Source organism: Pseudomonas costantinii (genome assembly GCF_001870435.1).
GTDB classification, from domain to species: Bacteria; Pseudomonadota; Gammaproteobacteria; order Pseudomonadales; family Pseudomonadaceae; genus Aquipseudomonas; species Aquipseudomonas costantinii.
Map to the genome: position 1 here is coordinate 63,267 of NZ_MDDR01000028.1, position 19,803 is coordinate 83,069.

Here is a 19,803-nt window from a genome sequence, read left to right on the forward strand (position 1 = left end):
TAGTGGCTGGATGAATACATAAAAATCAACCATGCAAAGGGGTGTCGATATGCGTCTTGTGAAAAAACTTCTCCCGCTGGCTCTTGTCGCGGCGTTCAGCAGTGCCGGCCAGGCTGCCCAGACAGTCAGTGTCTACAACTGGACTGACTACATTGGCGAGACCACCTTGGCCGATTTCCAGGCCAAGACCGGGATAAAAGTGATTTACGACGTGTTTGACTCCAATGAGACCCTGGAGGGCAAGTTGCTCGCAGGGCGCACCGGGTATGACGTGGTGGTGCCGTCCAACCACTTCCTGGCGCGCCAGGTAAAGGCCGGTGCGTTCCTCAAGTTGGACCGCTCGCAACTGCCGAACTTCAAGAACCTAGACCCCAAGTTGCTCAAGCTGCTGGAGAAAAACGACCCGGGCAACGCGCACTCGGTGCCGTACCTGTGGGGCACCAATGGCATCGGCTATAACGTCGACAAGGTCAAGCAGGTGCTGGGCATCGACCATATCGACTCGTGGGCGGTGCTGTTCGAGCCGGAGAACATCAAGAAGCTCAACCAGTGCGGCGTAGCCTTCCTCGATTCGGCGGATGAACTGTTTCCGGCGATCCTCAACTACATGGGCAAGGACCCGCGCAGCGAGAACCCCGAGGACTACAAACAGGCCGAAGCCAAGCTGCTGACGCTGCGGCCGTACATCACTTACTTCCATTCCTCCAAGTACATTTCGGACCTGGCCAACGGTGATATCTGCGTGGCGTTCGGTTATTCCGGCGACGTGTTCCAGGCCGCCAACCGCGCCAAGGAAGCCAAGAACGGGGTGAACATTGCGTACTCGATTCCGAAAGAAGGCTCCAACCTGTGGTTCGACCTGCTGGCCATTCCGGCCGACGCGAGTAACCCGAAAGAAGCCCACGCTTTTATCAACTATCTGCTCGACCCGGAAGTGATCGCCAAGGTCAGCGCCTCGGTGGGCTATGCCAACGCCAACCCGGCAGCCAAGCCTTTTATGGCCCCGGAATTGGTGAATAATCCTGAGGTTTACCCGTCCCAGGAAGTGCTCGACAAACTCTATATTTCCACCACGCCGACCCCGGCGACCATGCGCCTGATGACCCGCGCCTGGAGCAAAGTGAAGACCAACAAATGATTCAATCCAACGACCACGCCCGGTCCTACTACCGGGCCTCGGCCAATGCCATGCCTGAGCGACCTTCACTGGGCGCTGATCTGACCGCCGATGTGTGTGTAATCGGCGGCGGCTTCACCGGCGTCAACACCGCCATCGAGTTGGCCCAGCGCGGGCTCTCGGTGATCCTGCTGGAGGCCCGGCGTATTGGCTGGGGCGCCAGCGGGCGCAATGGCGGGCAGTTGATTCGCGGCATTGGCCACGATGTGTCGGGATTTGCCAAGTACGTGGGCGAGGAGGGCGTGCGTGACCTGGAGCGGGCCGGGATTGATTCCGTGGCGCTGGTGGGCGAGCGCATTCGCGAACACGGCATTGACTGTGATTTGCGCTGGGGCTTTTGCGAGCTGGCGAATACCCCGGCGCAGTTCGCCGCGTTCAAGGGCGAACAGGAGAGCCTGGCCGCGCAGGGCTACACCCATGAAATGCGCCTCGTGGGCCCTCACGATATGCAGCAAGTGGTGGGCTCGACGGTATACGCCGGTGGCCTGGTGGACATGGGCTCCGGGCACCTGCATCCGCTGAACCTGGTGTTGGGCGAGGCGCGTGTCGCCGAATCCCTCGGTGTACAGATTTTTGAGCAAACCGAAGTGCTGGAGCTGCTCCACGGGGAAACGGTGTACGTGCGTTGCGCTGGGGGCAGCGTACGGGCCGCCAACCTGGTATTGGCCTGCAACGCGCACTTGGAAGAGCTTGAACCTCAATTGAGCGGCAAGGTACTCCCGGCGGGCAGCTACATCATCGCCACCGAGCCGTTATCGGAGGCCGTGGCCAAACAGTTGATCCCGCAAAACCTGGCGCTGTGTGACCAGAAAGTCGGGCTGGATTACTACCGGCTGTCCGCCGACCGGCGCCTGTTGTTCGGCGGTGCCTGCCATTACTCGGGGCGTGACCCGGCGGACATCGCCGCCTATATGCAACCGAAGATGCTCAAGGTATTCCCGCAGTTGGCCAACACCGCCATCGAGTTCCAGTGGGGCGGCAAGATCGGCATCACCGCCAACCGTTTTCCCCAGGTTGGGCGCCTGCGCCAATACCCCAACGTGTTCTATGCCCAAGGCTATTCCGGCCATGGCCTGAACGTGACCCATTGGTGCGCGCGGCTGCTCGCCGAAGGCATTCACGCAGGCCACAGCAGAGGCCTGGATATTTTCAGCCAGGTGCCGCACATGACGTTTCCAGGCGGTAAGGCGTTGCGTTCGCCGCTGTTGGCGTTGGGGATGTTATGGCATCGGTTGCGCGAGTTGATGCATTGATGCGTCGGGCGTGGCAGGCTGGGCGACGTTTTTCTACGACTTCTGGAGATTTACCGTGCCCAAAGCATCTGCTGTGATTGAAATCCCGGTATCGGCCGATCAGGTATGGCAACTGGTGGGTGGTTTCAACTCCCTGCCGGACTGGCTGCCGCTGATCGTCAAGAGCGAGCCGAGCGATGGCGGCCGTGTGCGTCACCTGCAAACTGCCGATGGCGGTGTGGTGGTCGAGCGTTTGCAGACCTTTGATAACGTGTCGCGCACGTACAGCTACACCATTGAACAATCACCTTTTCCGGTGAGTGCTTACCTGGCGACGTTGCAGGTTGAGGCGTTGACCGACTCATCGACGAAGGTGACCTGGTCGGGTGTGTTCACCCCGGTGGCGGGTGTGACGGATGCGGCGGTGGAAGAGCTGTTTGCCGGTGTGTACAAGGGTGGGGTTGAGGCGTTGCGGGCCAATTTCTGAGTTGAACCCATGTGGGAGCGGGATTGCCCGTGTGCTGGCTTTCGGGTGGTCATTTTTTTAGATGGGTTGAGTACATATCCGTTACCCAAATAACGGATATGTACTCAGCGGCCTAGCGACAACCATAGATATGGCTATCGCAGGCAAGCCAACGCCCACATTTGGACCGGCGTACCCCTCAGGCTTCAGGCATCAACTGCTGCCGACACTCCAACACCAACCGCGCCCCCCCACACTGGCTGGTGCCGACTTCAAGTTTGAACCCATGCAAGTTGATGATCGCCGCCACAATCGACAAGCCCAATCCAAACCCACCTTGCTGGTCGCTTTCATCCACGCGATAGAATCGCTGGAACACCGCGTTGCGTTCAGCGATCGGTATCCCCGGCCCCGAGTCGTGTACTTCGATGCGCGTGCTGCCGGCGTCATTCACTGCCCGCAGAATCACCTCACCGCCCGCTGGGGAGAACTTGATCGAGTTGCTCAACAGGTTGGCCAAGGCTTCGAACAATAGCGCCCGGTCGCCGGTGATCCAAGGCAGTGACTCCGGGGTTTCGAGGCGCAGTTGCAATTCGCCTTCTTCCGCCAGGGGCAGGTAGAAGTCATGCAACTCGCGCAACAGTGGAAGCGGGTCCATCACCAGGAAGCCTGAGCGACGCTGGTGATCTTCCAGTTCCGAAATCCGCAACAGCCCACGAAAGCGCGCCATCAGGGTGTCGGTTTCAGCAATCGCATCATCGAGCTTCACCGCATGGGCAGAATCTTCCTCGGCCTGTTGCTTGATGCGATAGAGCTGTGCGCGCAAACGCGTCAGCGGCGTGCGCAGGTCATGGGCGATGTTGTCGCACACGCCCTTGACCTCGTTCATCAGCTTCTCGATGCGGTCGAGCATGGCGTTGACGATGGCCGCGAGCATGTCCAGTTCGTCACGCCGATCGGACAGCGGCAGGCGGTGCGTCAGGTCGCCGGCGACGATGGCCTCGGCGCTGGCCTGGATCCCGCGAATCCGTCGCAACGGGCGGCGGCGCAACAAATGCCAGCCGGCGGCGCCGGGGATGATGGTCAGGGACAGCGCCCACAGCAGCGCATGCCAGATGATCCGGGTCACGCCGAACAGCGAGCCGTTGGCGCGTACCAGCACCAGCCAGCGGCCGTCGTCGGTGTGGGTGGCCACAGCGTCGCAGCTGTCCTTGGGCAGTTTCGGATCGTCGGAGTCGACGCAATTGGCCAGGGCGTGGATTTTGCCGTCCAGGGGCAGGTCGGGCGGCACGGCGCGGATCGGCCCGCTCAAGGGGCGAAATTGCTCATCGAACAGGCCGTAGGCGTCTACGCCCTTCATGTCGAAGGTCATGCTGGTGGTCAGCGCCTCCACCAGTTCCTCACCGTCGAAGCGCTGGAACAGATGCTGACGCTGCATCAGGGAGTGGCGCGACAAGTCGCCCAGGTACCCCGACACCTCGTAGTACAGCACCCCCATGAGGATGCAACTCCAAGCCACAAACAGCGAACTGTAAAGCGCCAGCAAACGGCTGCTGGAAGAGCGCCAACCCTTAGAGGGGTTCAGCAATGACATAGCCGGAACCTCGTACCGTGCGGATCAGCGGCGTCAGGCCCGGTGGGTCGATTTTCTTGCGCAGGCGACCGATGTGCACGTCGATCAGGTTGGTGCCGGGGTCGAAGTGATAACCCCAGACTTCCTCGAAAATCATCATCCGCGACAGAATCTGCCCGGTGTTGCGCATCAGGAATTCGAGCAGTTTGTATTCGGTCGGCAGCAGGCTCAGCGGCTGTTCGGCGCGGCTCGCTTCGCGGCTGATCAGGTTCAGTTCCAGGTCTGCCACGCGCAGGGCGGTTTCGAATTCCTTGACGGTGCTCTTGCGTCGCAGCAGCACTTCGACGCGGGCGGCCATTTCGTCGGAGGCGAACGGTTTGGTGAGGTAGTCATCACCACCGGCCCGCAGGCCACGTACCCGTTCGTCGACATCGGAGAGGGCGCTGATCATCAGAATCGGCGTCGACACACCAATGGTGCGCAGGGTCGTGACGATGGCCAGGCCATCGAGTTCCGGCAGCATGCGGTCGAGGGTGATCAGATCGTAATCACCACTCACAGCACGGACCAGGCCTTCACGGCCGTTGTCCACCCAATCTACGTCCAGTCCATGGCTGCTCAGCTCTGCGACGATCTCGCGGGCCGTTACGGCGTCATCCTCGATGGTCAAAATACGGGTCATAGGATTACCTGGTGAGCGATTCACACTAGAAGTGGGGGCATTTTGCCAAGAAATGCCTGAACGCTTCCTAAATTAAACTTCATATTGGCAAAACCGACACTTTTTTATGGCTGGCACATTTGGTTTTGCGCAGTGCCAGCCAGCCTGAGACCAGTAAAGCACTGGCCACTGAAGTCATAATCACCAACGGTTCAGAAGTACCGTCAGACAGCAGCCCGGTGGCCCAACTGCTCACGGCGGTCAGGAACATCTGGGTAAAAAAGAACAGCCCCGACGCCGTCCCGGCAATCGCACCGTAAGGCTGTAACACTGCCAGTTGGCACGCCGGAATCACCATTCCTACCGACACCATGATTACCACCATCGGCACCACAATCGCCAGCCAAACTTGCGGTAACGCCGTGGTGGTGGCCGCAAGCATCACGCTGCCCAGCACATTCAGCGCGATCGCGGCGCCGATCAAACGGTCGGGTTCGAAACGCAGCACCAGCCGCCGAAACAGGTTCGCGCCCAGCATGTAGCCGCTGATCGTCGCCGCAAATACCAGTGCGTAGGCCGTGGCAGAGAGGTGGAAGCCCCGCTGCAGCAGTGCCGAAGACTCGCTGATAAACGGAAAGTACGTGCTGTACACGCAGCCAATGGCCAGGGAGTAACGCAGGAAGTAGCGGTCGCGCAGCAGTTGGCCGTAGAGGCGCAGCAGATTGCTCGGCGGCGCGGCAGCAACTTCCGGCGGGCGGGTTTCCGGGAGGCGGCGATACACCACCAGGTACAGCATCGCGCCGATCACGCCAAGCAAGACAAACAGGCCGCGCCAGTTGATGAAGGGCAGCATCAGGCTGCCCAGCACTGGCGCGGCCATCGGTGACACGGCCATGGCCATGGAAATCAGCCCGAGCAAGCGCGCCTGTTCATGGCGGTCGAAGTAATCGCGCACGATCACTCGGCCGATCACCGTGGTGCAGCATCCGCCCAGGGCCTGGAACAGGCGGGCGATGATCAGCACGTCGAGGCTGTCGGCCATCGCACAGGCTGCGGTCGCCACCACGTACAGAAACAGCCCCGCCAACAGCACCGGGCGGCGGCCGAAGCGGTCGGTCAGAGGGCCACTGACCAGCAAGGAAATCGCTGAGCCGAGGGTGTACAGCGTGAGGGTCAGTTGCAGTTGGCTGTCGCGGGTGTGGAAGTAATCGGCCATGGCGGGCAGCGCCGGCAGGTGCATGTCCAGGGTGAGGCGTGGCAGGGCGATCAGCACGGTCAGCAGTACCAGCCAGAAACCGGAGGAGAGGGCGCGTTGAGTCATGGGACGCTTCTTGGCAATTTGTTGAGCCTGAACTCTAGCGACTTTGTGGTTTAATCCTTAGGGCCACTTATGCCTGGAATGATTGGACCACTTATGAGCCGAGGAAAAGCCGCATCCGCCCTGGACCTGCCGCGCCCCGATACGCTGGACGCAGGCAAGCAACAGGGCGCCTACGAGGCGTTGCGCGGGGCGATCCTGAACCGACAGTTGCCGGCAGGCAGTCGATTGCCGTCTACCCGCAGCCTGGCCGAACGCTGGTTGGTGTCCCGTGGCACGCTGGAAGCGGCCTTCGAGCGATTGCACAGTGAAGGCTATGTGCAGCGGGTGGCGGGGTCCGGTACGCGGGTGTGTGCGGTGATCCCTGAGCAGTTTATTGCGGCCCCGGCGTCGAGTGAGGCTCTACGCCGCAAGGCCGTAGCCGATCAGCCCGAGACGGGAGTGCAAAGCCATGTGCCCTTCGTTGCCCGGCGCCCGGATGCGAGCTTGTTCGACCTGAAAGCCTGGGCGCGCTGCATCTCCCGTGGCCTTCTATCCGTGGGGCCTGGGGTGTTGGAAGCCGCGCACCCGGCCGGGTTGTCTGCCTTGCGCGAACAGATCGCCGACTACCTGCGCAGCCATCGCGGCATGCAATGCGAGGCCGATGAAGTGATCGTCACCACCGGTATTCGCCATGCCCTGGACTTGATCGCCCGCACGCTGCTCAAACCTGGCGATACGGCCTGCATCGAAGACCCCGGCTATAAACCGGCGCGCCGCCTGTTTAAGCTTGCCGGTGCGCAAGTCCAGTCGATCCCGGTCACGGCCGAAGGCCTCGACACCGCCCAACTCCCCAGCACTGCGCGCCTGGCCTACGTCACACCGGCGCACCAGGCACCCCTGGGCATGACCCTGTCGGTCTCCCGTCGCCTGGCGTTGTTGGACTGGGCCGCTCGCGCCGATGCGTGGGTGGTCGAAGACGATTACGACAGCGAGTACAACTACAACAGCGCGCCCCTGGCGGCGCTTAAGTCCCTGGACTCCGGCGACCGGGTGATCTACTGCGGCAGCTTCAACAAAAACCTGTTCCCCGGGCTGCGCGTGGGTTTCATGGTGGTGCCGAAAATGCTGCGCCCAGCGCTGCTGCGTACCCTGCAACTCACCGGGCATTCGGTGGGCGCCACCGATCAGTTGGGGCTGGTGGACTTCCTGGGCAGCGGGGCCTTTGTGCGCCATCTGCGCGCCTCGCGTCAGGCGTACCAAGCGCGGCGCGATGCCTTGCTTGCTTGTCTTCCAGATGGCTGCACCGTGAGCGGGCAGCAAGCTGGATTGCACTTTGTGCTGTGGTTGCCGGCAGGTGTTGAAGAGGGTGATTTTTGCACCCGCGCCGCCGCAGTCGGGCTGACATTGCAGCCACTGGGCACGTTCTGCGTTGACGCAAGCTTGCCGCCGGCGGTGATCATCGGTTACACCGCGCTGACCCTGGCACAGATCCGCTATCACGGGCGTGCCCTCGCGCAATTGTTAATGGCGGCTTAACCCGCGCTTGGCTAGACTCGCGCCCCATGAGCCGCCTGCTGCGTTTAATCCTGGTCATGTTGATAAGCCTCACGCTTCCCCTGACCGGGATGGCGGGTGTGCCGTCGAGCACAGAGCCTTGCCCGATGAAAATGTCGGACATGCAGATGATGGCGGACATGTCCCCGGACTGCTGCCAGGACGGCGCCGCCTCCGCTGACCATGGCAAGGCCTGTAAGCCAGGCCAGGAATGCAAGACCGGCGGCCTGCTGCAATTGTCGATGCCGGTGCTGAAAGCCCCCTTGACCCCGGCTCATCCTCTGGCCGTCAGCCTTTCCTCGGATTTCATCCCCGACCGCTCGCCGTCCGGCGTCTGGCGCCCACCCCGTTCCTGATTCCTGTTGCACCTCAAGCCTCATCCCTTGTTCGGGATGGCCTTGCTGTGGGCCGCGTAAAGCGGCGCGCAGCGCAACAGATCAGGAATCTTCAACATGAAAGACTTAGAGCTCTGCGTAGCAGCTGTCGAGCACGAGCGAGGCTGCGTTGCGGTGTGTCAGGCACTCCGTCGACGCAGCCTCGCGGGTGCTCGGCAGCTGCTACGGGGAAGTTTGGTGGTGAGCTTTTGGGCGTGGTCGGCATTAGCCTCTGCGTTGACCCTGGATGACGCCCTGCGCCTGGCGCAAAACAACGCGCCCTCGCTGACGGCTGAGTCGGCCAAGCTGCACGCGGCGACGCAGGCAGCGATCCCGGCCGGTGAATTGCCCGACCCGAAACTGGTGGTGGGGCTGCAAAACTTCCCCATCGGCGGGCCGAATCGCGGCACGTTGTATGGCGACGACATGACCGAGCAAATGATCGGTATCCAGCAACAAGTGCCCAGCCGCGACAAGCGCAAGGCTCGGGTCGAGCTGGCCGATGCGACGGTGGAACGCACGGCGGCGCAAGGGCGGATCGAACGCCTTAACGTACGCCAGGCCACCGCCCAGGCGTGGATTCGCGCCTATGCGGTGGAGCGCAAAGAGGCTTTGTTCAAGGGCTTCTACCAACAGAACCGCCTGCTGCAAGACAGCGTGCGTGCACAGTTGGCCGGTGGTCGTGGCCAGGCCTCTGATGCGGTCATTCCCAAGCAGGAAGCCGCCGAGCTGGCTGGGCGCGAAGATGAGTTGACCCAACAACGCGCCCAGGCTCGCGCCGCTCTCAAGCGCTGGATCGGCCCGGCGGCCAACGAAGCGCCCAGTGGGCAGTTGCCCAACTGGACCATCGACAGCCACGGCTACAGCCACAACCTGCATCAGCACCCTGAGCTGCAAGCCTTCGTGCCACGCACTCGCGAGGCGCAAGCGCGCTTGCAGGAAGCCAAGGCGCAAAAGACCTCGGACTGGAGCTGGGAAGTGGACTACCAGCATCGGGGCCGCGAGTACGGTGACATGGTCAGCCTGCAATTGAGCTTTGATCTGCCGATCTTCCCCGGCCGTCGGCAAAACCCCGGCATTGCTGCCAAGCAGGCTGAGGTGGACCAATTGGACGCCGAGCGCGAAGCCGCCACCCGCGAACACATCCAGATGCTTGACGACGACCTGGCGGGTTACCAACGCCTGGACCGCGCGGTGCAGCGCAGCCAGGACAGCCTGGTGCCCCTGGCCGAAGAAAAGGTTGCCTTGAGCTTGGCCGGTTATCGCTCAGGCAAGGGCGACTTGATGACGGTGGTCAGCGCTCGTCGCGAGCTGGTCGAAGCCCGTTTCAAACAGATTGATGCCATCGAGCAGCGTGCCTTGATCGGCGCCCAGCTGTATTTCGCCTATGAGGAACCCGCCAATGAATAATCGAATTGCGGCAGCGGTGTTGCTGCTGGGGCTAGGTGCGGGCTATGGGTTGGCGCAACTGCACCCAACTGCCTCTGCTCCCGCCAAAGACGACAAACAGGCGCTGTATTGGTACGACCCGATGTACCCGCAGCAGAAGTTCGACAAGCCCGGCAAGTCGCCTTTCATGGACATGCAATTGGTACCGCGCTACGCCGAGGGCGCTTCCTTGGATACGCCAACCGTGCAGATTGACCCGCGCCAGACCCAGAACATCGGCGTGCGCTTGGCGAGTGTCACCCGTGGCGTGATGACCTCCACGCTGAGCCTGTCGGGCATCCTCGCGTTCAATGACCGGGATGTGGCGGTGGTGCAGGCGCGGGCCGCTGGTTTTGTCGAGCGGGTCTACGCGCGTGCCCCGGGGGATGTGCTCAAGGCCGGCGCGCCGTTGGCGGACTTGCTGATACCCGAGTGGGCGGCGGCCCAAGAGGAATTCCTTGCACTGCGCCACAGCGGCGACGGCGCTTTGATCGCCGCTGCGCGCCAACGCCTGCGCCTGAGCGGTATGCCTTCCGGGTTGATTGCGCAGATGGAGCGTAGCGGCCAGGTGCAGGCGGTATTGACCGTTACCAGTCCGTTGGGCGGTGCGTTGCAAACCCTGGAGGTGCGTGAAGGCATGACGTTGGCGGCGGGGCAGACCCTGGCGCGCATCAATGGCTTGGACACGGTGTGGTTGCAGGTAGCAGTACCTGAAGCCCAAGGTGCGGGTTTGAACGTGGGGCAAACCGTTGAGAGCCGCTTTGTCGGTTTGCCGGGCAAGGCCGTCAACGGCAGCGTCAGCGCGATCTTGCCAGCCACGGCCATGGACAGTCGCACCGTGCAAGTGCGAGTCGAGTTGCCCAATCCGGACGGCAGCTTGCGCCCAGGTATGACTGCCCAGGTGCTCTTGACGCAAAGCAACGGGCAATCGGTATTGCAGGTGCCCAGCGAGGCGTTGATCCGCACCGGCAAGCGTGTGCTGGTGATGCTGGCCGAGGAGGGTGGGCGCTTTCGGCCGGTCGAGGTTGAAGTGGGCGCGGAAAACCAGGACCAGACCGTCATCCGTAGTGGTTTGCTGGAAGGCCAGCAGGTGGTTGCCTCAGGCCAATTCCTGCTTGATTCCGAAGCGAGCCTGCGAGGTGTCACGGCTGCCCAAGCGCCGATGAGCCTGCAACCGGGAGCCCAGCCATGATCGCCCTGTTGATTCGCTGGTCGGTGGCTAATCGTTTTCTGGTATTGCTCGCCACGCTGTTTGTCACGGCATGGGGCGTGTGGGCGGTGCAGAACACGCCGGTGGATGCGTTGCCGGATCTCTCGGATGTGCAGGTGATCATCCGCACGCCGTACCCGGGGCAGGCGCCGCAGATCGTCGAGAACCAGGTCACCTACCCGATGACCACGACCATGCTTTCGGTGCCGGGCGCGAAGACCGTGCGTGGCTTTTCGTTCTTTGGCGACAGCTATGTGTATGTACTGTTCGACGAAGGCACCGACCTGTATTGGGCGCGTTCGCGGGTGTTGGAATACCTCAGCCAGTTACAGGCGCGGCTACCTGCATCGGCCAAGCCGTCGCTGGGACCGGACGCCACCGGGGTCGGCTGGATCTACCAATACGCGCTGGTTGACCGTAGCGGTCAGCACGACCTGGCGCAATTGCGGGCGTTGCAGGACTGGTTCCTCAAGTTCGAACTCAAGACCCTGCCGAACGTGGCGGAAGTCGCGACCATCGGCGGTCAGGTCAAGCAGTATCAAGTACAGCTGGACCCGCTAGCGTTGGCCAGCCGTGGCATCACCCAGGCGCAAGTGGCGGAGGCTATCGGCAAGGCCAACCAGGAAACCGGGGGCTCGGTGCTGAACATGGGCGAGTCTGAGTACATGGTGCGTGCTTCCGGCTATCTGAAAAGCCTGGCTGACTTTCGCGCCATTCCATTGCGCCTCGACAGCAACAATGTGCCGGTGACCCTCGGTGATGTGGCAACCATTCAACTGGGCCCGGACTTGCGCCGGGGCATCAGCGAGCTGGATGGCGAAGGCGAAGCCGTCGGCGGCGTGGTGATCCTGCGCAGCGGCAAAAATGCGCGTGAGGCGATCGCCGCCGTCAAAACCAAGCTGGAGCAACTGAAAAGCAGCCTGCCGCCCGGTGTGGAGATCGTCACCACCTATGACCGCAGCAAGCTGATCGACCGCGCCGTCGACAACCTCAGCCACAAGCTGTTGGAGGAGTTCCTGGTGGTGGCGTTGGTGTGCGGGATCTTCCTGTGGCACCTGCGTTCATCCCTGGTGGCGATCATCTCGCTGCCGGTGGGGGTGTTGATCGCCTTTATCGTCATGCGCTTCCAAGGGATCAACGCGAACATCATGTCCCTGGGCGGCATCGCGATAGCCATCGGCGCGATGGTGGATGGGGCGGTGGTGATGATCGAAAACGCCCACAAGAAAATCGAGGCCTGGCATCACGCTCATCCCGGCAGGGAATTGAAAGGCGAAGAGCACTGGAAGGTGGTGACCGACGCGGCAGTGGAAGTCGGGCCGGCACTGTTTTTCTGTCTGCTGATCATCACCCTGTCGTTTATCCCGGTGTTTACCTTGCAGGCCCAGGAAGGCCGTCTGTTTGGCCCATTGGCCTACACCAAGACCTACGCCATGGCGGCAGCGGCCGGGTTGTCGGTGACCTTGATCCCTGTGTTGATGGGCTATTGGATTCGCGGGCGGATTCCCGACGAACAGCGCAACCCGCTCAATCGTGGGCTGATCAAGCTCTATCAACCGGCCCTCGATGCGGTGCTGCGTTGGCCGCGTATAACCTTGCTGGTGGCGCTGTTGATGGTGGTCAGCGCCTTGTGGCCGATGTCGCGGTTGGGTGGTGAGTTCCTGCCGCCGCTGGATGAAGGTGACTTGCTCTACATGCCTTCGGCATTGCCAGGGCTGTCGACGCAAACGGCGGGTGAACTGCTGCAGCGCACCGACCGCCTGATCAAGAGCGTACCGGAAGTCGCCCACGTATTCGGTAAGGCCGGTCGCGCCGAAACCGCCACTGACCCGGCGCCACTGGAGATGTTTGAAACCACCCTCGAGTTCAAGCCTCGAGATCAATGGCGCCCCGGCATGACCCCGGAAAAACTGGTGAAAGAGTTGGACCGTGTGGTGCAAGTGCCGGGCCTGACCAATATCTGGATTCCACCGATTCGCAACCGTATCGACATGCTCGCCACCGGGGTCAAAAGCCCGATTGGCGTGAAGGTCGCAGGCACCAGCCTGATGCAGATCGACGCGGTGACTCAGGCCGTGGAGAAGGTCGCCAAGGGGGTACCCGGTGTCAGTTCGGCATTGGCCGAACGCTTGACCGGTGGGCGCTATATCGACGTGGATATTGACCGCGCAGCCGCCGCGCAATACGGGCTGAATATTGCTGATGTGCAGTCGATCGTGTCAGGGGCCATTGGCGGTGAAACCATCGGCGAAACCGTGGAAGGCCTGGCACGCTTCCCGATCAGCCTGCGTTACCCGAAAGAATGGCGCGACTCGGTGGAGGCGCTGCGTAACTTGCCGGTCTACACGCCGCAGGGCAGTCAGATCACCCTGGGCACGCTGGCCAAGATCAAGGTCAGCGAAGGTCCGCCCATGCTCAAGAGTGAGAACGCGCGGCCTTCCGGTTGGGTGTATATCGACGTGCGTGACCGTGACTTGGCGTCGGTGGTGAAGGACCTGCGTGGGGCGATCAATCAGCAGGTGCACTTGCAGCCGGGCATGAGCCTCAGCTATTCGGGGCAGTTCGAATTCCTGGAGCGGGCTAATGAACGTTTGAAGCTGGTGGTGCCGGCAACGTTGTTGATCATTTTCGTGCTGTTGTACCTGACCTTCCGCCGCGTGGATGAGGCCTTGCTGATTCTCGCGACGTTGCCGTTTGCCCTGACGGGCGGTGTGTGGCTGTTGTACTGGCTGGGTTTCAACCTGTCGGTGGCCACGGGGGTAGGGTTTATCGCGTTGGCGGGTGTGTCGGCCGAGTTCGGCGTGATCATGCTGCTCTACCTGAAAAACGCCTGGGCTGAGCGTAAGGACGGTGACTTGCTTGCCGCTATCACCGAAGGCGCGGTGCTGCGGGTACGGCCCAAGGCGATGACCGTGGCGGTCATCATCGCCGGTTTATTGCCGATTCTATTGGGCGGCGGCACCGGCAGTGAAGTCATGAGCCGCATCGCCGCGCCGATGATCGGCGGGATGCTCACTGCGCCGTTGTTGTCACTGTTCGTGATCCCGGCGGCGTACTACCTGATGCGCCGTAACTGATCGTTCCCACGCAGAGCGTGGGAGCGATCGTTGGGACATCAGTCGTCGAAGCCGACCTGCTCGTGAATCTCATCGACCTTCAACTCAAGCCGATACGCCACGGCAATAAACAACGCCTGGCACAGGCACAAGGTGGCGCTCAACGAACGAAAGGCAAACGACGACCCTTCATTCACCAACAGCACCGCGTTCGCCCGCTTGGCCAGGGGTGACAGGTTGCTGTCGGTGATGATCAAGGTCTTGGCCTGGTGATGCTGGGCAATGCGCAGGCAGTGCTGGGTCTCTTTGCCGTAGGGCGTGAAGCTGATGGCGATGACCAGGTCATTGGCGCGCACGCTGCGCATCTGCTCGCGGTAGCTGCCGCCCAAGCCTGAGATCAGGTGGATGCGCTTGTTGGTGTGTTGCAGGTTGTAGACCAGGTAATCGGCCACCGCAAAGGAGCGGCGCACGCCGACCACGTAGATATTGTCGGCGTTGACCACCAGGTCCACCGCTTTTTCAAACGCTACGTCATCCAGTTCCAACCCCAGGCGCTCGATACCGGACAGGGTCGCGTTGACGCATTCGCGCGCCAGATCGCCGCCGCTGGCTTTCTGTGACTTGTTGGCGATCATGCTGCGGATACGTTGCTGGTAGTTCTGCACTGGCGTGGTCTTGTGGGTATAAGCCTCGCGAAACAGTGCCTGCATTTCACTGAACCCACTGAAGCCGAAACGCTGGGAAAACCGCACGATGGCCGACGGGTGCACTTCGCATTCGCGGGCAATGTCGCTGATGCGGTCGACCATGATCCGGTCGCTCTGCTGGCTCATGTAGCTGGCGATGCGCTTGAGCTGGCGTGGCAGGCTTTCGTATTCGTCGGTGATCAGCTGCAACAGGCGCTCGGCATTGATCGGAGGGCTGGCGAGAGCATCTTGTGAAGGGGTCTCGGGCATGGGCAATCCTTCTGGCTTGTTCTTCTGGTGCGCTGATGGGTGGCGCAAGTCTACAGGGTAGGCGCAAAAAAATACCCCGGCATCACGGCCCCCGTGGCCTGCTGAAACGATGCACGGGGTCTGGCATGCCTCTATGTTGGCTTATTGGAAAAAATATTCCACTAAAAATAATTATGGAATAAATATTGATTGAGGCCGCTGAACGTTCTAGTCTGCTCCCACCAAGAGCGTTTGCCGTCGCCACGGCGGCACAACGCAGGCTGATAAAAATAACAGGAGCCAGCATGGGCCAGACTCGTTTTGCCAGTGGGCGTCAATTGGATCTGATTTGCCTCGGGCGCCTGGGCGTCGACCTCTATGCGCAGCAAGTGGGTGCGCGGCTTGAGGACGTGTCCAGCTTCGCCAAGTACCTCGGCGGATCCTCCGCCAATATCGCTTTCGGCACTGCAAGGCTTGGCCTCAAGTCGGCGATGCTGAGCCGAGTAGGGGACGACCACATGGGTCGCTTCCTGCTGGAGTCCCTGGCCCGCGAAGGGTGCGATGTCAGCGGCATCAAGGTCGACCCGGAACGCCTTACTGCATTGGTGTTGCTGGGCCTCAAGGACCGCGAAACCTTCCCCCTGGTGTTCTACCGCGAAAACTGCGCCGACATGGCCTTGCGCGCCGAAGACATCAGCGAAGCCTTTATTGCCTCCAGCAAAGCCCTGCTGATCACCGGCACGCATTTCTCCACCGACGGCGTGTACAAGGCCAGCATCCAGGCGCTGGACTATGCCGCCAAGCACAACGTCAAGCGCGTGCTGGATATCGACTATCGCCCGGTGCTGTGGGGCCTGGCGGGCAAGGCGGATGGCGAAACGCGGTTTGTCGCTGATCAGAATGTCAGCCAGCACGTGCAGAAAATCCTGCCGCGTTTCGACCTGATCGTCGGCACTGAAGAAGAATTTTTGATCGCAGGTGGCAGTGAAGATTTGCTCACCGCTTTGCGCACCGTACGCGAACTGACCCCGGCGACCCTGGTGGTTAAGCTCGGCCCGCAAGGGTGTACGGTGATCCACGGTGCGATCCCGGCGCGCCTGGAAGACGGTGCGATCTATCCCGGTGTGCGTGTTGAAGTACTTAACGTGCTGGGCGCCGGCGATGCCTTTATGTCGGGCTTCCTCAGCGGCTGGATCAATGACGCCAGCGATGAGCGTTGCAGCCAGTTGGCCAATGCCTGCGGCGGCCTCGTCGTTTCCCGTCACGCCTGCGCACCGGCCATGCCGACGCCTGCCGAACTCGACTACCTGTTCAACAGCCCGGTGCCCATCACCCGGCCTGATCAGGATGTGACCCTGCAACGCCTGCACCGTGTCACGGTGCCGCGCAAAACCTGGAAGCAGTTGTTCGTGTTTGCCTTCGACCACCGTTGGCAACTGGTGGACCTGGCACAAAGAGGCGGCCAGGACCCAGCGCGTATCAGCGACATCAAGCAGCTGTTTATCCAAGCCATCGAACGTGTCGAAGGCAAATTGCGTGATCTGGGTGTTGAAGCCGACGTAGGGCTGTTGGCCGACCAACGCTTCGGCCAGGACGCGCTCAATGCCGCTACCGGTCGCGGCTGGTGGATTGCACGCCCAGTGGAAGTGCAGAACTCACGCCCGCTGGCGTTTGAACATGGCCGCTCGATCGGCAGCAACATGATTGCCTGGCCCCAGGAACAAATCATCAAGTGCCTGGTGCAATTCCACCCGGATGACGAGCCGCTGTTGCGCCTGGAACAGGAAGCGCAACTCAAGGCGGTCTACGAGGCTTCCCTGGTCAGTGGCCATGAGTTGCTGCTGGAAGTCATCCCGCCCAAGGATCACCCGTCCACTTACCCCGACGTGCTTTATCGCAGCCTCAAGCGCCTCTACAACCTGGGCATCTACCCGGCCTGGTGGAAGATTGAGGCGCAGTCGGCCGAGGACTGGAAAAAGCTCGACGAACTGATTCATGAACGCGACCCGTACTGCCGTGGCGTGGTGCTGCTGGGCCTGAATGCTTCGGCCGAGTGTCTCGCCGACGGCTTCCAGCAAGCCAGCCAGAGCACCACCTGCCGTGGCTTTGCCGTGGGCCGCACGATTTTCCAGGAGCCGAGCCGTGCGTGGATGGCGGGGGAGATCGATGATGAAACCCTGATCCAACAGGTGCAGCAGACCTTCGAACAGCTCATCAACGCCTGGCGCAGCGCTCGAGATTAAACCCGCTCCCACATAAAGCAAACCTCACCAGGCTTAAGTCAGATAAAAACAAAAGGTGCAGCCATGCCCGCAATCCGAATTGGCATCAACCCGATCTCCTGGAGCAACGATGACCTGCCGGCCCTGGGCGGTGAAACGCCCTTGAGCACCGCCCTGAGCGAAGGCAAGGAGATCGGCTACGAAGGTTTTGAGCTCAACGGTAAATTCCCCAAGGACGCCAAGGGTGTGGCCGATGTGCTGCGCCCTTATGACCTGGCGCTGGTCTCCGGCTGGTATTCCAGCCGTCTGGCGCGGCGCTCGGTGGCGGAGGAAATCGAGGCCATTGCCGGCCACGTCGAATTGCTCAAGCAGAACGGCGCCAAGGTGCTGGTATATGGCGAAGTCGCCGACTCGATCCAGGGCTCCAAAATCCGCCTGATCGAACGCCCGCGTTTCCACAGCGAACACGCCTGGCAGGACTACGCCGACAAACTTACGGAACTGGCTCGCTTCACCCTGTCCCAAGGCGTGCGCCTGGCCTACCACCACCATATGGGGGCCTACGTCGAATCGCCCGAAGACATCGATCAATTGATGAGCCGCACCGGTCCGGAAGTTGGCTTGCTGTTCGATTCGGGCCATTGCTACATGGGCGGCGGCGAACCTATCGACGTACTGCGCAAACACATTGATCGCATCTGCCACGTGCATTTCAAGGACGTGCGCAAGCCAGTGGTGCAACTGGCGCGCAACCAGATGTGGAGTTTCCCCGATTGCATCGTCAATGGCACTTTCACCGTGCCTGGCGATGGTGATATCGACTTTGCCCAATTGCTCGATGTGCTGCTGGCCGCGAAGTATGAGGGTTGGCTAGTAGTGGAAGCCGAGCAAGACCCAGCGGTTGCGCCCAGCTATATCTATGCGAAAAAGGGCTATGACACGTTGCGTGCTCTTCTCAATGAGAGGGTTGGACAATGAGCCTGTTGATCAAAAGCAACACGCGTGGAAAAACCATGGTCGCTCTGGAGGAGGGGCGTCTGGAGTACGTGGGTTTCAGCGCCTACCGCCTGAGCCTGGGGGAAGCCCTGCCGATCAGCGCCGGTGATAAAGAGCTGTGCCTGGTGCTGCTCAGTGGCCGCGTGAACATTGAGGGCGAAGGTTTCAACTGGCAAAACCTGGGTGATCGCCAGTCGGTGTTCGAGGACAAATCACCGTTCGCCGCCTACCTGCCGCAGGGCACCACCGCTCAGGTCACCGCCTTGAGCGACGTACAGATTGCCGTCTGCGCCGCTCCCGGTGCGCCTGGCTACGAACCGCGGCTGATCCGCCCCGAACACTGCAAGCGCAGTGTGCGCGGCAAGGGTGCCAACACTCGTTATGTGTGCGACATCCTGCCCGACACTGAGCCGGCCCATTCGCTGCTGGTAGTAGAAGTGCGCACGCCGTCGGGGCACTCGTCGAGCTACCCGCCGCACAAACACGACACCGATGATCTGCCACACCAAAGCTTTCTCGAAGAAACCTACTACCACCAGATTAATCCGCCCCAGGGTTTCGTGTTCCAGCGCGTGTACACCGACGATCGCAGCATCGACCAGGCCATGGCCGTGGAAAACAGTGATCTGGTGGTGGTGCCCAAGGGTTACCACCCGGTCAGCGTGCCGTACGGCTACGAGTCTTATTACCTGAACGTGATGGCCGGTCCCAAGCGTGCCTGGCATTTCCATAACGACCCGCAGCACAGTTGGCTGCTGGACCTCTAAGCGGTTTTGGACGGAGAACAATAACAATGAAGTCGCCTCTACGTTTCGCCCTTAACCGCATGGTCGCGCCCAATCTTTCCCTGCCGGATTTCATCCAGTTGGCGGCGGCCCTGAAATGCGATGCCATCGAGATCCGTAATGACCTTGCGGACAAAGAAATTGAATTCGGCACCCCGGCCAGTCGCGTGCGCGAATTGTGCGCGGTGCAGGGCATTACGGTGCTGTCGATCAACGCGTTGTACCCCTTTGATGTTTGGAATGACGAACGCCGCGCCCAGGCGATCAAGCTCGCCACGTATGCCCGTGAATGCGGCGCCCAAGGCTTGGTGATGTGCCCGCTCAATGAGCGTGGTGATACCCGCAGCGAAGCCCAGCGCGCTGCTGGTTTGCGCACCGCGTTGAGCGAGTTGGCACCGATCCTGCGCGAGCACGGGATTCTCGGTTTTATCGAGCCTCTGGGCTTTGAGGAATGTGCGTTGCGTCGTAAGCGCGTGGCGGTGGACGCGATCATGTCCATCGGTGGTCTGGATGTGTTCCGCCTGGTGCACGACACTTTCCACCACCACCTGGCCAGCGAGCATGAGTTCTTCCCGGAACTGACCGGCCTGGTGCATATCTCCGGTGTGGAAGATGCCGAAGCACCGCTCAATTCAATTCGCGACGGCCACCGCGTGCTGGTGGGTGAGGGCGATATCCTCGGCAATGCCGCGCAAATCGACACCTTGCTCAGTACCGGCTACAGCGGCTACCTGTCGTTCGAGCCGTTTGCCGAAAGCGTACACACGCTTGCAGATATCCAGCAGGCCTTGGGGGCAAGCATCGCCCACCTGCAAAAACGATAAGGGGCGCAAC

The 19,803-nt window shown here is 61.3% G+C and carries 16 protein-coding genes; 12 read left to right on the forward strand and 4 right to left on the reverse strand.

The features are described from left to right. Nucleotides 1-49: 49 nt before the first annotated feature. The 3 genes from BFL40_RS14030 to BFL40_RS14040 are packed head-to-tail and all read left to right on the forward strand — an operon-like array spanning nucleotide 50 to nucleotide 2,896. Nucleotides 50-1,138, forward strand: coding sequence for a polyamine ABC transporter substrate-binding protein (locus tag BFL40_RS14030; protein WP_071484558.1), 1,089 nt, complete (start codon nucleotides 50-52; stop codon nucleotides 1,136-1,138). Further along, the gene (locus BFL40_RS14035; RefSeq protein WP_071484559.1) at nucleotides 1,135-2,430 is read left to right on the forward strand and encodes an NAD(P)/FAD-dependent oxidoreductase; all 1,296 of its coding nucleotides are present in this window, start codon (nucleotides 1,135-1,137) and stop codon (nucleotides 2,428-2,430) included. Before BFL40_RS14030 ends, BFL40_RS14035 begins: the two co-directional genes overlap by 4 nt. A gap of 55 nt (nucleotides 2,431-2,485) precedes the next feature. After that, nucleotides 2,486-2,896, forward strand: a complete 411-nt coding sequence (locus BFL40_RS14040) for an SRPBCC family protein (RefSeq protein WP_071484560.1) — start codon at nucleotides 2,486-2,488, stop codon at nucleotides 2,894-2,896. 178 nt (nucleotides 2,897-3,074) lie between these two features. On the opposite strand, the gene BFL40_RS14045 is transcribed toward BFL40_RS14040, so the two are convergent. The 3 genes from BFL40_RS14045 to BFL40_RS14055 form a co-directional block, all read right to left on the reverse strand. Continuing rightward, nucleotides 3,075-4,469, reverse strand: a complete 1,395-nt coding sequence (locus tag BFL40_RS14045; protein WP_071484561.1) for a sensor histidine kinase — start codon at nucleotides 4,467-4,469, stop codon at nucleotides 3,075-3,077. Then, nucleotides 4,447-5,130 carry a response regulator transcription factor gene (locus BFL40_RS14050; protein WP_003219726.1) on the reverse strand — a complete coding sequence of 228 codons (684 nt, stop codon included), beginning with the start codon at nucleotides 5,128-5,130 and terminating at the stop codon, nucleotides 4,447-4,449. Before BFL40_RS14050 ends, BFL40_RS14045 begins: the two co-directional genes overlap by 23 nt. A 79-nt stretch (nucleotides 5,131-5,209) precedes the next feature. Beyond that, complete coding sequence (locus BFL40_RS14055) at nucleotides 5,210-6,430, reverse strand: multidrug effflux MFS transporter (RefSeq protein WP_071484562.1); 1,221 nt, start codon at nucleotides 6,428-6,430, stop codon at nucleotides 5,210-5,212. 93 nt (nucleotides 6,431-6,523) lie between these two features. Between BFL40_RS14055 and pdxR the strand changes: the two genes are divergently transcribed. The 5 genes from pdxR to BFL40_RS14080 all read left to right on the forward strand — a co-directional run bounded on the left by pdxR (nucleotide 6,524) and on the right by BFL40_RS14080 (nucleotide 14,052). Next, the gene (gene pdxR / locus BFL40_RS14060) at nucleotides 6,524-7,945 is read left to right on the forward strand and encodes a MocR-like pyridoxine biosynthesis transcription factor PdxR (RefSeq protein ID WP_071484563.1); all 1,422 of its coding nucleotides are present in this window, start codon (nucleotides 6,524-6,526) and stop codon (nucleotides 7,943-7,945) included. A 26-nt stretch (nucleotides 7,946-7,971) separates the two neighbouring features. Then, a complete protein-coding gene (locus tag BFL40_RS14065) occupies nucleotides 7,972-8,319 on the forward strand; it encodes a hypothetical protein (protein WP_071484564.1) in 348 nt (115 codons plus the stop codon). A gap of 213 nt (nucleotides 8,320-8,532) precedes the next feature. Then, nucleotides 8,533-9,747, forward strand: coding sequence for a TolC family protein (locus BFL40_RS14070; protein WP_439896723.1), 1,215 nt, complete (start codon nucleotides 8,533-8,535; stop codon nucleotides 9,745-9,747). Next, nucleotides 9,740-10,957 carry an efflux RND transporter periplasmic adaptor subunit gene (locus BFL40_RS14075; RefSeq protein ID WP_083374545.1) on the forward strand — a complete coding sequence of 406 codons (1,218 nt, stop codon included), beginning with the start codon at nucleotides 9,740-9,742 and terminating at the stop codon, nucleotides 10,955-10,957. Before BFL40_RS14070 ends, BFL40_RS14075 begins: the two co-directional genes overlap by 8 nt. After that, complete coding sequence (locus BFL40_RS14080; protein ID WP_071484566.1) at nucleotides 10,954-14,052, forward strand: efflux RND transporter permease subunit; 3,099 nt, start codon at nucleotides 10,954-10,956, stop codon at nucleotides 14,050-14,052. Before BFL40_RS14075 ends, BFL40_RS14080 begins: the two co-directional genes overlap by 4 nt. A 38-nt stretch (nucleotides 14,053-14,090) precedes the next feature. Here the strand turns inward: BFL40_RS14080 and BFL40_RS14085 are convergent, their stop codons facing one another. Beyond that, nucleotides 14,091-14,987 (reverse strand): MurR/RpiR family transcriptional regulator, encoded by an 897-nt coding sequence (locus BFL40_RS14085; RefSeq protein ID WP_071484567.1) that lies wholly within the window; start codon nucleotides 14,985-14,987, stop codon nucleotides 14,091-14,093. Between the two features lie 284 nt (nucleotides 14,988-15,271). Between BFL40_RS14085 and BFL40_RS14090 the strand changes: the two genes are divergently transcribed. The 4 genes from BFL40_RS14090 to BFL40_RS14105 all read left to right on the forward strand — a co-directional run bounded on the left by BFL40_RS14090 (nucleotide 15,272) and on the right by BFL40_RS14105 (nucleotide 19,793). Then, nucleotides 15,272-17,209, forward strand: coding sequence for a bifunctional 5-dehydro-2-deoxygluconokinase/5-dehydro-2-deoxyphosphogluconate aldolase (locus BFL40_RS14090; RefSeq protein ID WP_071484568.1), 1,938 nt, complete (start codon nucleotides 15,272-15,274; stop codon nucleotides 17,207-17,209). A 63-nt stretch (nucleotides 17,210-17,272) separates the two neighbouring features. Continuing rightward, on the forward strand, nucleotides 17,273-18,166 hold the full coding sequence (gene iolE / locus BFL40_RS14095; protein ID WP_071484569.1) for a myo-inosose-2 dehydratase: 894 nt from the start codon (nucleotides 17,273-17,275) through the stop codon (nucleotides 18,164-18,166). After that, complete coding sequence (gene iolB, locus BFL40_RS14100; RefSeq protein WP_071484570.1) at nucleotides 18,163-18,951, forward strand: 5-deoxy-glucuronate isomerase; 789 nt, start codon at nucleotides 18,163-18,165, stop codon at nucleotides 18,949-18,951. The genes iolE and iolB overlap by 4 nt, the downstream gene beginning before the upstream one ends. A 26-nt stretch (nucleotides 18,952-18,977) precedes the next feature. After that, a complete protein-coding gene (locus tag BFL40_RS14105) occupies nucleotides 18,978-19,793 on the forward strand; it encodes a TIM barrel protein (protein WP_071484571.1) in 816 nt (271 codons plus the stop codon). Nucleotides 19,794-19,803: the final 10 nt, after the last annotated feature.

Coding starts and splice junctions, on each gene's coding strand:
- BFL40_RS14030 (WP_071484558.1), top strand. CDS start 50: ATGCGTCTTGTGAAAAAACTTCTCCCGCTGGCTCTTGTCGCGGCGTTC.
- BFL40_RS14035 (WP_071484559.1), top strand. CDS start 1,135: ATGATTCAATCCAACGACCACGCCCGGTCCTACTACCGGGCCTCGGCC.
- BFL40_RS14045 (WP_071484561.1), bottom strand. CDS start 4,469: ATGTCATTGCTGAACCCCTCTAAGGGTTGGCGCTCTTCCAGCAGCCGT.
- BFL40_RS14050 (WP_003219726.1), bottom strand. CDS start 5,130: ATGACCCGTATTTTGACCATCGAGGATGACGCCGTAACGGCCCGCGAG.
- BFL40_RS14055 (WP_071484562.1), bottom strand. CDS start 6,430: ATGACTCAACGCGCCCTCTCCTCCGGTTTCTGGCTGGTACTGCTGACC.
- pdxR (WP_071484563.1), top strand. CDS start 6,524: ATGAGCCGAGGAAAAGCCGCATCCGCCCTGGACCTGCCGCGCCCCGAT.
- BFL40_RS14065 (WP_071484564.1), top strand. CDS start 7,972: ATGAGCCGCCTGCTGCGTTTAATCCTGGTCATGTTGATAAGCCTCACG.
- BFL40_RS14075 (WP_083374545.1), top strand. CDS start 9,740: ATGAATAATCGAATTGCGGCAGCGGTGTTGCTGCTGGGGCTAGGTGCG.
- BFL40_RS14080 (WP_071484566.1), top strand. CDS start 10,954: ATGATCGCCCTGTTGATTCGCTGGTCGGTGGCTAATCGTTTTCTGGTA.
- BFL40_RS14085 (WP_071484567.1), bottom strand. CDS start 14,987: ATGCCCGAGACCCCTTCACAAGATGCTCTCGCCAGCCCTCCGATCAAT.
- BFL40_RS14090 (WP_071484568.1), top strand. CDS start 15,272: ATGGGCCAGACTCGTTTTGCCAGTGGGCGTCAATTGGATCTGATTTGC.
- iolE (WP_071484569.1), top strand. CDS start 17,273: ATGCCCGCAATCCGAATTGGCATCAACCCGATCTCCTGGAGCAACGAT.
- iolB (WP_071484570.1), top strand. CDS start 18,163: ATGAGCCTGTTGATCAAAAGCAACACGCGTGGAAAAACCATGGTCGCT.
- BFL40_RS14105 (WP_071484571.1), top strand. CDS start 18,978: ATGAAGTCGCCTCTACGTTTCGCCCTTAACCGCATGGTCGCGCCCAAT.